The organism is Cohnella herbarum, assembly GCF_012849095.1.
Lineage (GTDB): Bacteria > Bacillota > Bacilli > Paenibacillales > Paenibacillaceae > Cohnella > Cohnella herbarum.
Genome location: NZ_CP051680.1, coordinates 1,215,033 through 1,228,487, shown reverse-complemented (window position 1 = coordinate 1,228,487; position 13,455 = coordinate 1,215,033). Strand labels below are relative to the sequence as shown.

13 protein-coding genes and 1 pseudogene are annotated in these 13,455 nt (G+C 49.1%); 6 read left to right on the top strand and 8 right to left on the bottom strand.

Features of this window, described 5'->3' with window-relative positions:
* Nucleotides 1–67 precede the first annotated feature (67 nt).
* The gene (locus HH215_RS05240; RefSeq protein WP_310735552.1) at nucleotides 68–787 is read left to right on the top strand and encodes a response regulator transcription factor; all 720 of its coding nucleotides are present in this window, start codon (nucleotides 68–70) and stop codon (nucleotides 785–787) included.
* A gap of 134 nt (nucleotides 788–921) precedes the next feature.
* The gene (locus HH215_RS05235; RefSeq protein WP_169278949.1) at nucleotides 922–2,337 is read left to right on the top strand and encodes a GGDEF domain-containing phosphodiesterase; all 1,416 of its coding nucleotides are present in this window, start codon (nucleotides 922–924) and stop codon (nucleotides 2,335–2,337) included.
* 25 nt (nucleotides 2,338–2,362) lie between these two features.
* Here HH215_RS05235 and HH215_RS35930 read toward each other — a convergent pair whose 3' ends face one another.
* The 3 genes and pseudogenes from HH215_RS35930 to hisC all read right to left on the bottom strand — a co-directional run bounded on the left by HH215_RS35930 (nucleotide 2,363) and on the right by hisC (nucleotide 4,565).
* The gene (locus HH215_RS35930; protein WP_174887672.1) at nucleotides 2,363–2,893 is read right to left on the bottom strand and encodes a YfiT family bacillithiol transferase; all 531 of its coding nucleotides are present in this window, start codon (nucleotides 2,891–2,893) and stop codon (nucleotides 2,363–2,365) included.
* A gap of 42 nt (nucleotides 2,894–2,935) precedes the next feature.
* Nucleotides 2,936–3,418 (bottom strand): annotated as a pseudogene (locus tag HH215_RS35925) (GrpB family protein); the annotation flags it as partial.
* A gap of 70 nt (nucleotides 3,419–3,488) precedes the next feature.
* The gene (gene hisC / locus HH215_RS05225) at nucleotides 3,489–4,565 is read right to left on the bottom strand and encodes a histidinol-phosphate transaminase (RefSeq protein WP_169278947.1); all 1,077 of its coding nucleotides are present in this window, start codon (nucleotides 4,563–4,565) and stop codon (nucleotides 3,489–3,491) included.
* Between the two features lie 154 nt (nucleotides 4,566–4,719).
* Between hisC and HH215_RS05220 the strand changes: the two genes are divergently transcribed.
* Nucleotides 4,720–5,475, top strand: coding sequence for a DUF2087 domain-containing protein (locus HH215_RS05220; protein ID WP_169278946.1), 756 nt, complete (start codon nucleotides 4,720–4,722; stop codon nucleotides 5,473–5,475).
* A gap of 12 nt (nucleotides 5,476–5,487) precedes the next feature.
* Nucleotides 5,488–5,871 carry a GIY-YIG nuclease family protein gene (locus HH215_RS05215; protein WP_169278945.1) on the top strand — a complete coding sequence of 128 codons (384 nt, stop codon included), beginning with the start codon at nucleotides 5,488–5,490 and terminating at the stop codon, nucleotides 5,869–5,871.
* On the opposite strand, the gene HH215_RS05210 is transcribed toward HH215_RS05215, so the two are convergent.
* A complete protein-coding gene (locus tag HH215_RS05210) occupies nucleotides 5,840–6,793 on the bottom strand; it encodes a hypothetical protein (RefSeq protein ID WP_169278944.1) in 954 nt (317 codons plus the stop codon). The two genes, HH215_RS05215 and HH215_RS05210, sit on opposite strands and share 32 nt — an antisense overlap.
* 169 nt (nucleotides 6,794–6,962) lie before the next feature.
* Here HH215_RS05210 and HH215_RS05205 point away from each other — a divergent pair, with 169 nt between their 5' ends.
* Entirely contained in the window at nucleotides 6,963–8,519 is a 1,557-nt protein-coding gene (locus tag HH215_RS05205) for an ABC-F family ATP-binding cassette domain-containing protein (protein WP_169278943.1), read from the top strand.
* Between the two features lie 144 nt (nucleotides 8,520–8,663).
* On the opposite strand, the gene HH215_RS05200 is transcribed toward HH215_RS05205, so the two are convergent.
* The 4 genes from HH215_RS05200 to aroA all read right to left on the bottom strand — a co-directional run bounded on the left by HH215_RS05200 (nucleotide 8,664) and on the right by aroA (nucleotide 12,449).
* On the bottom strand, nucleotides 8,664–9,164 hold the full coding sequence (locus HH215_RS05200; RefSeq protein ID WP_169278942.1) for a GNAT family N-acetyltransferase: 501 nt from the start codon (nucleotides 9,162–9,164) through the stop codon (nucleotides 8,664–8,666).
* A 106-nt stretch (nucleotides 9,165–9,270) separates the two neighbouring features.
* On the bottom strand, nucleotides 9,271–9,885 hold the full coding sequence (locus HH215_RS05195) for a LysE family translocator (RefSeq protein ID WP_169284231.1): 615 nt from the start codon (nucleotides 9,883–9,885) through the stop codon (nucleotides 9,271–9,273).
* A 124-nt stretch (nucleotides 9,886–10,009) separates the two neighbouring features.
* The gene (gene aroC / locus HH215_RS05190) at nucleotides 10,010–11,065 is read right to left on the bottom strand and encodes a chorismate synthase (RefSeq protein ID WP_169278941.1); all 1,056 of its coding nucleotides are present in this window, start codon (nucleotides 11,063–11,065) and stop codon (nucleotides 10,010–10,012) included.
* 25 nt (nucleotides 11,066–11,090) lie between these two features.
* A complete protein-coding gene (aroA, locus tag HH215_RS05185; RefSeq protein WP_254450369.1) occupies nucleotides 11,091–12,449 on the bottom strand; it encodes a 3-phosphoshikimate 1-carboxyvinyltransferase in 1,359 nt (452 codons plus the stop codon).
* Between the two features lie 108 nt (nucleotides 12,450–12,557).
* Here aroA and HH215_RS05180 point away from each other — a divergent pair, with 108 nt between their 5' ends.
* Nucleotides 12,558–13,448 carry a LysR family transcriptional regulator gene (locus HH215_RS05180; RefSeq protein ID WP_169278940.1) on the top strand — a complete coding sequence of 297 codons (891 nt, stop codon included), beginning with the start codon at nucleotides 12,558–12,560 and terminating at the stop codon, nucleotides 13,446–13,448.
* Nucleotides 13,449–13,455: the final 7 nt, after the last annotated feature.

Sequence of the window (13,455 nt, the reverse complement as noted above, 5' to 3'; positions counted from 1 at the left end):
ATAGATTTGCCAACCCAAATGTTAGCAAAGTATGAGTTTTCTTAACAATTTGTTAAAGGGTGTGCTAATGATGACGAGAGTACTTGTTATTGAAGATGATCCTATCATCGGAGAAATGCTCACCCTATATCTCACAGAGGAGAATTTCGAAGTTCAGCGCGTAGAATCCGCGCGCGAAGGAAAATTCTCTCTTGGAACCTTTAACCCGGATATCTTGCTGCTCGACTTGATGTTGCCGGATGCTAGCGGGACGGAGCTATGCGCTGAATTCCGGCAACTTACAGCGATCCCCATTATCGTGATCTCCATGAAGCCGTCGGTAACCGTACGCATTCAAGCGATCAGCAACGGCGCGGATGATTTCCTGGTTAAGCCTTTCAGTATGCAGGAGCTTAAAGTTCGCATGGATGCCGTATTAAGACGCACCGCTAATTTGCGCACGGTTCCGACGAGTCTCGCTCATTCGCGCGAAACCTCGCAGAGCGGAACGGAAGCGCAACGTGGACTCGTGTTGGATTTGGAACGAAGAACGATTGTCTTGGACGGCGAACATATCGAGACGACCTTCTCCGAATACGAGATTATGAAACTGTTCTATCAACATCCTAACCGCGTATTCAGCCGCGAAGAGCTAATCAATGCCGTTCGAGGCATCGATTCGTTCATTAACGACAGGGCAATCGACGTTCACGTTACGAATTTAAGACGCAAGCTGGAGAAGAATCCGAAGGAACCGCAGTTTATTAAGACGGTATGGGGAGTCGGTTATAAATTTATCAAACAATAGACCATACATAATCGAGAAAGGACTCCTAGCATTAGGGAGTCCTTTCTTTATTTTCCATCCTAATATTTGTCCATTAACTTTCTAAACTTTTGGATGTCATACTATAGGGATCTAATTGGCATGGAGGAATGTTGGTGCTCGGTTGGAACAGTATGATGAGTCTGATTCACAATGCCGTTGCGCATTATGCGTATAGCCTAGCAATCCTCTTCTTTATCGCGTCCGTTCTATTCCTTTATTTTATGAACGTGCAGAAGATTCGACGACGCGGGCTTGTTTTCGACGGTCTCCCGGGGGTGCTCCACTCTAAACCTTTCACCCTTCAGCTTCGGAAGAAACTGAAAACCCGTGCCCCCTTTTATTTAATCCTATTAACAATAGATGAAATCAAGACGATAAACACGAATGGCATTGGAGTAAGGAACGAGTTGCTGCAACAAGTCGGCCGACGATTGACGAATTGGCTTCCTCCGAGCGGTTCCGCTTGCCGGCTCGAAGGTGGCGAGTTCTTAATTTGTCTCCCGTTCCCTTCCGCGAAAAAATTCAAGTTTACCGGCGTTGAATATTTGCAAGAAATGGAAACGCTTTTATCCGCACCCTATCTGATCCAGCATAAGCTCCATCATCTCTCAATGAAGACGGGAATGGCGAAATACGCAGGAGAAAAGCTGACGATAGACCAACTTTTGTCGCTTACCTACTCGTCATTGCATCAAGATACAGTTAACGGAATGAACCATGCCGTCCTATACCATGAGAAGTACGCAGAGCAAATCCGTCGTCGCACGCTTATCGAGGTTTATCTTAGGGACGCCCTGCTGGAAAATCAATTTTCCATGCAATATCAACCGCAGTTTGAGTTGCATAGTGGAAAGCTCAAAGGATTCGAAGCGGTGCTGATCTGGATTCACCCGGAGCTGGGGAATATCGCGCCGGACGAATTCATGCCGATCGGCGAAGAGAAGCAGCTCCTTCTCCCCATCTCGGATTGGATGCTCCGACAAGCTTGCCATATGCTTCGACGCATGACGACCGGATCATCCCCGATCACGATATCCGTTCCGATCTCGAGCTCGCAATTGTCGAATCAACGATTTGCGGAACAGATCGAAGACTTATTAAAGGATACGGGCTTGAGGGCTGAACGGCTTGAATTAGAGTTGATGGAAAGCATGCTGATGCATTCGAAGGATATAGCGGATAGCCAGTTGAATAGACTGCATCAATTAGGCGTCCGATTGGTATTGAATGGAGTCGGAAACGAATATTTCAAGATGAAGGAGATCAGCAAGCTTCCGTTCTGCCTCCTCAAGATCGACGGGAGCTTCATTCGGAACATCGGACACCCATCCGAACAACAAGAGTTCGAATCTTTAATTCATTCCGTTAAGCAGAATCGTTACGAGGTCCTCGCGGAAGGTCTCGAAACTTACGAACAGCTCGTGTATTTGAAGAAACTCCGTTGCGACTTCGCCCAAGGTCTCTTGTTCAGCAAACCTTTGCCCGAAGCGCAACTTCCTTCCCTTATTCATGCGGTTATTCGAGAATAAATCCTAGGAGAGACCGGCGTGCGCGTTACCAGCCCATTCGCTTACGAAGGGAAGTAATATGCGCGACATGATGACGACCGTGCCAAGCGTAGGAACCGAGAGCGTAATCTAACCGGATCGTTAGCTTCGATCCCGGATGATAGAACGTTCTTGCATAGTCTTGCTCGGACATCGAACGAAGCAACATTACCCAGCGTTCATGCAATGCCGCGATCAACGTTGTCGACAGCTCAACCGGCGCTTTCGTCGTATCGTCAAGAAGCGCCCAGCGATCTTCGTAATAGGGCCTGATCGTAGGCTGCTCTTCCGTCAACGCGAGCTTAAACCGGGTGAAGCTATTCAGATGGCTATCCGCGATATGATGGGCGACCTGCCTTATCGTCCAACCATCCGGCCGATAAGGCGTATTCAATTGATCTTTGCCGAGACCTTCTAACGCGGAAGCGAGCTTCGTCGGCAAGCTAGAGATTTCGGTGATCCATTCCTGCCTCCGTTGGGGCGTGATCTCATCTTCATGTTCGAACTGTCCTATCGGATACCTTAAATCTTGAATCATCGTTCGCGTCACCTTGACTTTCCGTTCTAGAAGTATTTTCTCGATAAAATCCGCTTTCGCTTCGGAATAAGCTTCCCGATCGCGCCTAAACCGTTCGGCTAATCCAATCTTTAATTCCCCGTAAGCCATAGCCCAGTCTCTTCGTTCAAGAAGAGCGTCACGGAATGCAAGCTGCTCCTCATAACGAGGCTCCCCGACCGGGAAAAGATGAAGATGCGCTACCCTTCTATCCTCGGCGGCTTTCACGAAAAATCTGCGGTACGGTCTTAAATCCAATTCCGGCGGGACGTAATTCCACCCTTCAGTCCTTAAGGTTTCGGCAACCTCAAGTATTCGGTCATATGACGAGATTCGAGCCATAATGTCGATGATCGGCTTCGCGGGTAAACCCGGAATCGCCGTGCTTCCGACGTGCTCGAAGTCGGTAACTCCAGAGGATTGCAATAAATCTTCCAATCGGGCGATCATGCTCTCTCCTGCTGCTATCCATCGCGGATTCGCATCCGCAAGCCATACTTCCTCCATGGCCCATTTCGGCCACCGGTCTGAAGAGTTAGACATTCATCCATCCCCTTTACGGCTTACTTACTTATGGTCAAGCTTTCATGGCCTCGGTTTGCAGAATCGCCTTCACCGCGGAGACGAACGCTTCCATCTCCTCATCGGTACCGATGCTAACTCGCAAGTATTGATCGATCCTCGGTTTATTGAAATAGCGGACGAGGATTCCCCTGCTCTTCAATGAAGCGAACAATTCCGGCGCCGATCTCTCGGGGTGTGTAACGAAAATAAAGTTAGCCTTGGACTCGATGGCTTGAAATCCAAGCGGTTTCAAAGCCTCTATCGTCCATTCTCTAGTAGCGATCACTTTCCGGTTGGTATTCTCGAAATAGGCTTGATCTTCGATGGCCGCAACCGCTCCCGCCAACGCTAACCGATCTAACGTGTAGGAATTAAACGAATTTTTAATTCGATTTAAGCCCTCGATCAAGTCCGGATGCCCGACCGCCATCCCAACGCGAAGTCCGGCCAGCGAACGCGACTTCGATAACGTCTGGACGACTAACAGATTGTGATAGCCGGCAACTAAAGGCACGACCGATTCTCCTCCGAAGTCGACATACGCCTCGTCTACGATGACCACCTGAGATCGATTGGCTTCAAGAATCGTCTTAAGTTGGTCTACAAGCATGAACCGTGCCGTCGGCGCGTTAGGATTCGGTATAATGATGCCCCCGTTCGGGATGCCGTATTGCCGCGCATCGATGTTGAACTGTTCGTCCGTTGGAATCGTTTCGTAGTTGATTCCGTACAGTTTCGCGTAAACCGGGTAGAACGTATAAGTAATGTCCGGAAATAGAATCGTTCGATCCGCCGAGAAAAATGCCGGAAAAGCAAACGCCAGAATTTCGTCAGAACCGTTGCCGACGAAGACGTGTTCCTTGGTTAACCCGTAGTATTGGGCCAAAACTTCTCTTAAAGGCTCGCAGGTCGGATCGGGGTACAACCTTAAGTCGGCGTTCGTCGCCGCTTGAATCGCCTCTATTACTTTAGGAGACGGCGGATAAGGATTTTCGTTCGTATTTAGCTTTATATAACGTTGGTCCTTCGGCTGTTCGCCGGGCACGTAAGGAACCAGGGATGCCGTTAATTCGCTCCAATATTGGCTCATGATTTCGCCCTCCTCGCATGAAGTTCAACTCATGTAGATTATACAATTTCACTGAATCCAGGTCTACTATTAACCGATGAACTGGTTGACGATATACAAACATTATTATATATTGTCTATTGTTAGATAAACATTATTGGGATGTGTTTGATTCGTGAGTATTTCGGATGTTTTCTGGAATTCATCGTTGGAAGAGTTGAAGCAAGGCTACGTCAAGGATTCCGAATTTTTCGTTTGTTTGCTGTGCGGCAAGAGAACTGAGAACGGAATTGTCTATCCGGATGACGGCGTCTATTACGACGCGGAGAAGTATATGCGTAAACATATCGAGAGCTCGCATCATTCGGTGTTCGACTATCTTATCGGATTGGATAAAAAGCTTACCGGACTTACCGATCACCAGAACGGTTTGCTTCGGTTGTTCCACCAAGGTAAGAGCGACGGCGAAGTTCAGAAGGAGCTTGGCATCGGCAGCGCCTCAACGATCCGTAATCACCGCTTCGTGTTGAAGGAGAAAGAACGCCAATCCAAAGTATTCCTCGCATTGATGGAATTGCTGAAAGACAAAGACCGGCATGCGCCGGCAATCGTCAATGTTCATAAGACCGCTAGGATGGTTGATGAACGGTATAACGTCACTTCGGAAGAGGCCGATAAAGTTTTGAAGAAGGTTTTCCCGAATGGTACAGACGCTAATCTGTTTACCTTCGATCTTCAGGAAAAGCATAAGCTCATCGTATTGCGGGAGGTTGCCAAACGTTTCAGCGCCGATCGTATTTATACGGAGAAAGAAGTCAATGAAATCCTCATGACGGCTTATGAAGATTATGCGATATTGAGAAGATACTTGATCGAGTACGGATTTATGGACCGCGAGAACGATGGGAGCCGGTATTGGCTTAAAGAATAGGAGTCGATGACAATGAAAAGCAAAGAAGAGCGCGCGAATCTGGTTGAACAATACTCGAAAATTCCGATCGAAGGCGGAGTATTCCAGATCAAGAATACGGTTAACGGCAAAATACTCGTCGACAAAACCCCGAACTTCAAGTCTCTTAACGGAAGAGCCGTCTCGCTTCGGTTAGGAAGCGAGACGAACAAAGCTCTACAGAAGGAATGGAACGAATTCGGCGAGGATGCTTTCGTAATGGAAATTCTGGAAGTGCTTAAACCAAGCGACAATCCCTTCGTCTCTCAGAAAGACGAGCTGAAGAAATTGGTCGAACATTGGATCGATAAGCTCCAGCCTTTCGGCGACCGGGGTTACCATACGATCAAACCGGAGACAAATAACGGCCCGAAATAAGCTCGGTTTCCACCATTTTCGCGCCCGATTGTTTCAAGATCTTAAGGTTCTCTCCTTCAGCCCCCATCCACTTTACGCCAAGGACGATTCCTTCCGTTGATCGGGCTGCGAATAGAAAGCTGAACATTTCCGGAGAGATCTGAGCTTGGTCGTCTACTCTCCAAGTCGAGTTTTCGTTGTAAACGGCTGGGTAATCCATGAATATCCATTGCTCCTTATCCCGAATAACCAAGCTTGCCAGCATCTGCTCTCCTTGTCTGGCGAATTGCACGAGATAAATCTGCTGCCCTTCATCCGTTGTAGCCATATGCCAGCTATGATCGATCGCCCTATCCTTGGCCTTGGAAATCTGTTCCGTTACGGAATTCGACGGAACCTGATCGCTGGCCGGGGATAGTTTCGTTAACGATCGGATTTCGAACTGAGCGTCGTTTACTAACAAATAACTTTGATTCGGCTCCGCCTTTCCCTCAACCGCCTCGAATATATCGCCCTCTAAGTGATTGAAATTTTGCGCCGATTGCCGGCCGTTATCCCCTTCGGAGCTTGCTTGATGCCGTCTGTAACGGATGGAAATCACGGCGCCGTTCTCTCCTACAGCCTTGTTTAATTGTTTCAGAACATCATCGCTTAACGTTGTCTCCTGTTCCGATTGACTCGGCAGCGTAATCATCATCTTACCTTGGCTATCCGCAAAACCGAAAACGCTCTCCACCTTACTCAGTTCGAGCAATTCCGACTTTTCGGGCGAGGGTTGCGAAGATGAGGTTGGGGACGCGGATTCGGTCGGAGTTACCGATGATGGTACCGTTGCGGAAGGCGTTTGACCGGATGAACTCTCGTTCGGTGTCGCGGTCCCGTTACATCCTGCAATCGCAATCAATAAGACGGACATCAACAATTTATGGCTGAGTTTATTCATATGCCCTCCATGGTTCGCGAAATGATCGTTTCAATATCGAAAGTTGATCCCTAACCGTTAGTATACCAGTTAAACGGAGAAACATTGTTCATATTGAGTTTTAACCTTCCTCCGGCTTATAATAACAATTAGTGTGCTAAAACGATGACTAAAGAAAAGGTGTCTAATCATGAGTATTTTAACCGTAACAAAATTAACTCACGGTTTCGGCGACCGTGCCATATTCAACGATGTTTCGTTCCGCTTGCTTAAAGGCGAACACGTCGGCTTGATCGGCGCTAACGGCGAAGGCAAGTCTACGTTCATGAATATTATTACCGGAAGTCTGGAACCGGACGCGGGTAAAGTCGAATGGTCCAAAAAAGTTCGCGTCGGATATCTCGATCAGCATTCCGTGTTGCACAAAGGGATGACGATTCGCGACGTTCTGCGCGGAGCGTTCCAGTATCTCATGGATCTCGAGACGGAAATGAACGAAATGTACGACAAGATGGGCTCGGCCACTCCGGAAGAACTGGAAGCGTTGCTCGAAGAAGTCGGTACGATTCAAGATACGTTGACGAATAACGACTTCTATCTGATCGACGCTAAGGTCGAGGAAATCGCCCGCGGTCTTGGACTCGGCGATATCGGATTAGACCGGGACGTTCACGATCTGAGCGGCGGACAACGCACGAAGGTGCTCTTGGCAAAGCTATTGCTGGAGAAGCCCGACATTCTTCTTCTCGATGAGCCGACCAACTACTTGGACGAACAGCATATCGAATGGCTTAAGCGTTATTTGCAGGAATACGAGAACGCGTTTATTCTCGTATCTCACGATATTCCGTTCCTCAATAGCGTAATCAATCTTATTTATCATATGGGCAATCAAGAATTGAATCGATACGTCGGCGATTACGATAACTTCGTTCAATTGCACGAAGCCAAGAAACAACAGTTGGAATCCGCTTTTAAGCGCCAACAGCAAGAGATCGACGATCTGAAGGATTTCGTTGCCCGCAACAAGGCACGCGTCTCCACTCGCAACATGGCGATGTCCCGCCAGAAGAAACTCGACAACATGGACATCATCGAATTGGCGAGAGAGAAACCGAAACCGGAATTCCGCTTCAAGGAAGCCCGGACGTCCGGACGACTCATCTTCGAAGCGAAAAATTTGGTTATCGGATACGAAGAGCCGCTATGCCGGAATATCGATTTGCTTATGGAACGCGGACAGAAGATTGCTATCGTCGGAGCGAACGGCATCGGTAAGACGACGTTATTGCGGAGTCTTCTCGGGCAGATTCCTCCTCTATCCGGTACGGTGAAGCAAGGAGACAATCTGTTTATCGGTTACTTCGAACAGGAAATCAAAGGCGGAGCCGACGAAATCTGTATCGAAGCCGTGTGGAAGAACTTCCCTTCAATGTCTCAATTCGAAGTGCGCGCCGCTCTGGCGAAGTGCGGACTAACGACTAAGCATATCGAGAGCAAAGTATCCGTGCTAAGCGGCGGCGAGAAAGCCAAAGTTCGGCTCTGCAACCTGATTAACAAGGAATCGAACCTGCTCGTGCTCGATGAGCCGACGAACCATCTTGACGTCGATGCCAAAGATGAGCTGAAGCGAGCTCTTCAAGCCTACAAGGGAAGCGTCTTGTTGATCAGCCATGAACCTGAATTTTACCGGGATGTCGCGACGGAAGTGTGGAACTGCGAATCTTGGACGACAAAAGTGTTTTAAAACCGAAGGGACTGCCCGACAAGCCTTATGCTTGCGGAGCTAGTCCCTTTTGTCTTCGTATTATCGCCGAACGTTAATATGTCTTTTCTTTCTGATTATGATAATCAACAATGTCATTTCTTGCGTTTCCCCCTCATAATCAAGCTAAACCTTTTTCCCCATCATAACCAAATCTCTTTCTATTCCGTCCATGTTCGCAACCCCGGGTAACAGTCCCCACTGCTCGAACCCGAATTTACGCAACAATGCCAAACTCGGTTCATTATGTCCGAAGACCAGCGCTACAATATTGCGGATATGTAATCTCGGGCACTCCTCGATTGCTTTCTGCAAGAATAGACTCCCTATCCCTTTCGATCGGCTCTTAGGAGAAATATAGATGCTGATCTCGGCTGTCGCATCATAGGCGGCTCTTGCATGAAATTTAGAGAAACTTAACCAAGCAATAATCTCGCCACCGGACTTCATCACCCAAAGAGGTCTATGCTGATCGTCGTGCTCCTCGAACCATTGAATCCGGCTTTCGACCGTTACGGGCGCTAAATCCGCGGTAACCACTCGGCTTGCGATAGTCGTGTTGTAGATCTCCACGATGGCATCTAACTCGTCTCTCGTTGCATGAACGATTTCAAACGGCTCTTGCATAAGCTGTTCCTCCAATAAAGTTACGCTGGGATGGATCGTCAACAACTTGATTATAGCCTTTCCATCAAGCTTGCTCAACGGATTCGATTCTCGGATTCTTAACGACTTATCCGATTCCAACCCCGAAATGATAGAGACTGATGAACGCGAATATGGCAAGCACCATTGCTGATCCATAGTTAATCCATTTGAGCGCATGCGGAGTAATCGTCCTTTTTATTAGCCCTACGACTAAACATAAGATGACCCACCATGCGGCTGATCCCAAGAACACGCCGAGCACCAGCCATAGCGACGCGCTTGAACCTTCGGAGAGGTTCATTCCCGAGAAAATACCCGCGAAAGAGACGATCGTGATCGGGTTCGTCATCGTCAGCATGAACGTCGTCGCATAGGTCGGCCAATATCTTCGTCCCGGTAGCTTTACGGTTTCAACCGTCGTAACGGGGGCCTTCGCGGTACTATAAGCCAGATAGAACAAGAATAAGGCGCCGATTAGATTCAACGCAATCGCTTGATCGGATACAAAATTCGTAACCATCGTAAGTCCTAACGCCGCGATTAGTCCGTAACACGCATCCGCCGTGGCGGCTCCTAAACCGGAAACTAAACCGAATAAACGGCCTTGATTTAACGTTTTTCGAATACAGAGAAGTCCTATGGGGCCGACCGGCGCCGCTATGGAAACCCCGATAATCAATCCTTTAACGATTGCCGACATTGCCAACGCTAACCCCCGGACGACTATTTTATCTTGCGAAGATACGATCATTCTATCAACTCAACGTAAGATAAGCATAATGTATCATAATCGCTAATAAACATCATCCGTTTCAACAGTCGACTTACCCCAGCATCGCGGCTTGCCGTTTGTACTGGTCCTCTAACACCAAACAAGCCATCGCTTCAACCACGGGTACTATTCTCGGGCAAATACACGGGTCATGGCGGCCTATGGTCTGAATCTGCTGCTCTTCCCCTCCGTCGTTAATGGTTCTTTGCGGAACGGAGATGGACGAAGTCGGTTTAACCGCAATCCGGAAAATAATTTCCTGCCCCGTGCTTATTCCGCCGAGAATTCCTCCCGAGTGGTTGCTCAGAAAGCCGTCGGAGTTCATCTCGTCGTTATGTTCGCTGCCGAGCATGGAAGCCGCGGCGAATCCCTCTCCGAACTCTATCCCTTTCACCGCGCCGATGGATAACATCGCTTTGGCCAACTCCGCGTCCAGTTTATCGAATGCCGGTTCTCCTAGACCCGGGATAACTCCGCGAATACGGCACTCCACGATACCTCCGCAACTGTCGCCCTTCTCCGCTAGTTGCTCGACTTTCTTGATCATCTCAATGGCGGCGACAGGATCGCAAGCTCTCATTGCATTATTCTCGATGGACTGCTCCACGAAGGATCGGCAAGCGATTCCCCCGACTTCTTGCGTATAAGCGACCACGCTCACTCCCCTGCGCTCCAACAGTTTGCGAGCCACAGCCCCTCCTGCGACTCTGCCGGCCGTTTCTCGACCGGATGCCCTTCCGCTGCCTCGATGGTCACGGATACCGTATTTCCGTAGATAAGTGAAGTCCGCATGCCCCGGGCGAAAAGAGTGTTGAATGTCGTTGTACGCATCCGGCCTCATATCGTGATTATTCAATAAAATAAAGAGCGGCGTCCCCGTCGTTTTCCCCTCGAATACGCCAGACAGAATGTGAATGATATCATATTCCTTGCGGGGAGAGGTCACCGAAGATTGACCCGGTTTTCTGCGATCCATTTGCTTCTGTATATACTCCGTATCCAGCTCGACCCCCGGCGTCACTCCATCCACGATGACGCCTACCCCGGCTCCATGCGATTCCCCGAAAGTCGTGATTTTAAACGTTTCCCCGAACGTATTCCCGGCCATAATGATTATCCTCCTTCAGATGAGTTCAATACTTAACTTGTATTCCCAGTGCGGCAATTCGCTCGAAATAATCGGGACAAGTTTTCGAGACGCAGCCCGGATCCCCGATTTGAACACCATCCACCTTTGACCCGATTAGAGCAAGCGACATCGCCATTCGATGGTCGTCATGGGTATCTACGGCCGCTGGCAACGGTTGACCAGGATATACGGTCAGTCCGTCATGATGCTCGTCAATCCGAATGCCCAGGTTGCGAAGCTCCGAACAGATCGCGCTAATGCGATCGCATTCATGATGTCTAATATGAGCGGCATCCGATAACGTGATCGGAGCATCGGCGAAAGGTGCCATTGCCGCGAGCGTTAGCGTCTGATCCGAAAATTTTCTCATACTCATCGTAAACCCACCCTTTAACTTCTCAGGCCCCTGAACTTCGACGAAGTCTTCTCCTCGGTAAACGGAACATCCCATTCGTTCCAATACATCTAGAAACTCGATATCGGGTTGACGAGTTCTCGCGGCATGAATGCCATCTATCCGCACGCGTCCAGCCGTGAGTGCGGCGAGCGCCCAGAAGTAACAACATGCGGAAACATCCGGCTCGAGCGAAATGGATCGGGCTTTATACTTGCCTGTCGGGATTATGATCGACTGTCCGTTATCCGATACTTGCGGCGATATGCCGAATGCGTTCATCATTTCGAGCGTCATCTCCACGTATTCCCGCTGTACGACCTCTCCGTCTATTTGGACGGTTACCGGTTGTTTAGCATAAGGTGCTGCGAGTGCTAATCCGCTAATAAATTGGCTGGAAACGGAGCCGGATATTCCGACTTCGCCACCGGTTAATCCCTTAGCTTCAAGCGTGAAAGGCAAATAGCGCCCCGCTTCCGGGTATTCGACGTTCGCACCTAATCGTTCAAGCGCGTTCAACAAGGGAGTAAGCGGTCTTTCGCTCATTCTCTTGCTCCCATGGATTGTCCATGCGCCATTCCCGATTGCCAACGCTCCGGGTAGGAAGCGCGCAACCGTTCCTGCCGCGCCAACGTACAATTCGCCGGACGGAATAGGCCAAGCACCGCCACAACCCTCGATCGTTACGGATTCGTCCTCGATGTCCACTTTAATGCCGAGCTTGACTAGACAATCTATACACCAATAAGAATCGTCGCTTCGTAACATTCCTTCGATTCGCGATGTACCTTCCGCTAACGCGGCAATTATCAATGCGCGATTTGTCAGACTCTTACTCCCCGTTAACCTGATCGTACCGTCTATCGCTCCCTTTGACGGACTAATCATCACGTTTCGTTGATCATTATTCGTACACCATGGAGAACGTTCCTTGCGGATTGGCATTTGCGGGTGCGGATCGACATCCATTTCATCCACCTCTTCGTTGTTCGAGTGATTTAACTCGAGTATAATGAGTGAAATGAAATAAGTGAAATCACGAATTTCGCGATATGACATAGAGAGGAGTTATACCAGATGTTTAACTTGGAATGGTACCGCATATTTCTGCATACCGCGCGAAGCGGCAACTTTACGAAAGCCGCGCAACAATTACACGTCACGCAGCCTTCCGTCAGTTACGCGATTAAACAAATGGAAGAGACCTTAGGGCTAAAGCTGTTTCATCGGTTATCCAAAGGGGTCGAGATGACAGAGGAAGGACGGGCATTGCTGCAGTACGTAGAGCAGTCGTTTGCGCTGTTGGATGCCGCAGAGAAACACGTGCTTGATCTGAAACAGCTAACGGAAGGCGAGATTCGTATCGGGGCAAGCGATTCGCTGATCAAGCATCTATTGCTGCCTCAGCTTAATTTGTTTCATGGCGAATATCCCAACATTCGTATTCGTCTTACGCACGGGAAGACGCCCGATATCACGCAACGTCTTAAAGACGGGCTGATTGATTGCGCGATCGTACATATGCCTATCCATGATCCGCAGGTGACCGTGCAGAAATTAGCGATGCTGGAGGATTGTTTCGTGGTTGGGGAGGTCTATCGGGGAATAGCGGGAGCTCGGTTATCGGCTAACGAACTAGCGGAGCTTCCCTTGTTATTGCACACTCCGGGAAGCAGTACGCGAGAATTCATCGAGCAATGGTTTGCCGTTAAAGGATTATCGATCAAGCCGGACATTGAGCTGGGGAGCGTCGATCTGCTCGTGGAGTTCGCGAAGCAAGGGTACGGCGCGGCGTTCACGTCTCGTTCTTTCGTGGAGCAAGACCTGCTTGACGGCAAATTATTCGAGCTCCGAATAGAAGACATGCCCCCTCCTCGTAGCATTGGACTTGCCGTTCGCCGAGACATGCAATTATCGATAGCGACCGAACGATTCGTGCGGCTCCTCCAAGCGATGACGGAGCGATAGATCTTTC

What these genes read in the sequence shown, in the direction of transcription:
- HH215_RS05240 (WP_310735552.1), top strand. Translation starts at nt 68, where the DNA reads ATGATGACGAGAGTACTTGTTATTGAAGATGATCCTATCATCGGAGAA.
- HH215_RS35930 (WP_174887672.1), bottom strand. Translation starts at nt 2,893, where the DNA reads ATGATTCAAGATTTAAGGTATCCGATAGGACAGTTCGAACATGAAGAT.
- hisC (WP_169278947.1), bottom strand. Translation starts at nt 4,565, where the DNA reads ATGAGCCAATATTGGAGCGAATTAACGGCATCCCTGGTTCCTTACGTG.
- HH215_RS05215 (WP_169278945.1), top strand. Translation starts at nt 5,488, where the DNA reads ATGAAAAGCAAAGAAGAGCGCGCGAATCTGGTTGAACAATACTCGAAA.
- HH215_RS05210 (WP_169278944.1), bottom strand. Translation starts at nt 6,793, where the DNA reads ATGAATAAACTCAGCCATAAATTGTTGATGTCCGTCTTATTGATTGCG.
- HH215_RS05205 (WP_169278943.1), top strand. Translation starts at nt 6,963, where the DNA reads ATGAGTATTTTAACCGTAACAAAATTAACTCACGGTTTCGGCGACCGT.
- HH215_RS05200 (WP_169278942.1), bottom strand. Translation starts at nt 9,164, where the DNA reads ATGCAAGAGCCGTTTGAAATCGTTCATGCAACGAGAGACGAGTTAGAT.
- HH215_RS05195 (WP_169284231.1), bottom strand. Translation starts at nt 9,885, where the DNA reads ATGTCGGCAATCGTTAAAGGATTGATTATCGGGGTTTCCATAGCGGCG.
- aroC (WP_169278941.1), bottom strand. Translation starts at nt 11,065, where the DNA reads ATGGCCGGGAATACGTTCGGGGAAACGTTTAAAATCACGACTTTCGGG.
- aroA (WP_254450369.1), bottom strand. Translation starts at nt 12,449, where the DNA reads ATGGATGTCGATCCGCACCCGCAAATGCCAATCCGCAAGGAACGTTCT.
- HH215_RS05180 (WP_169278940.1), top strand. Translation starts at nt 12,558, where the DNA reads ATGTTTAACTTGGAATGGTACCGCATATTTCTGCATACCGCGCGAAGC.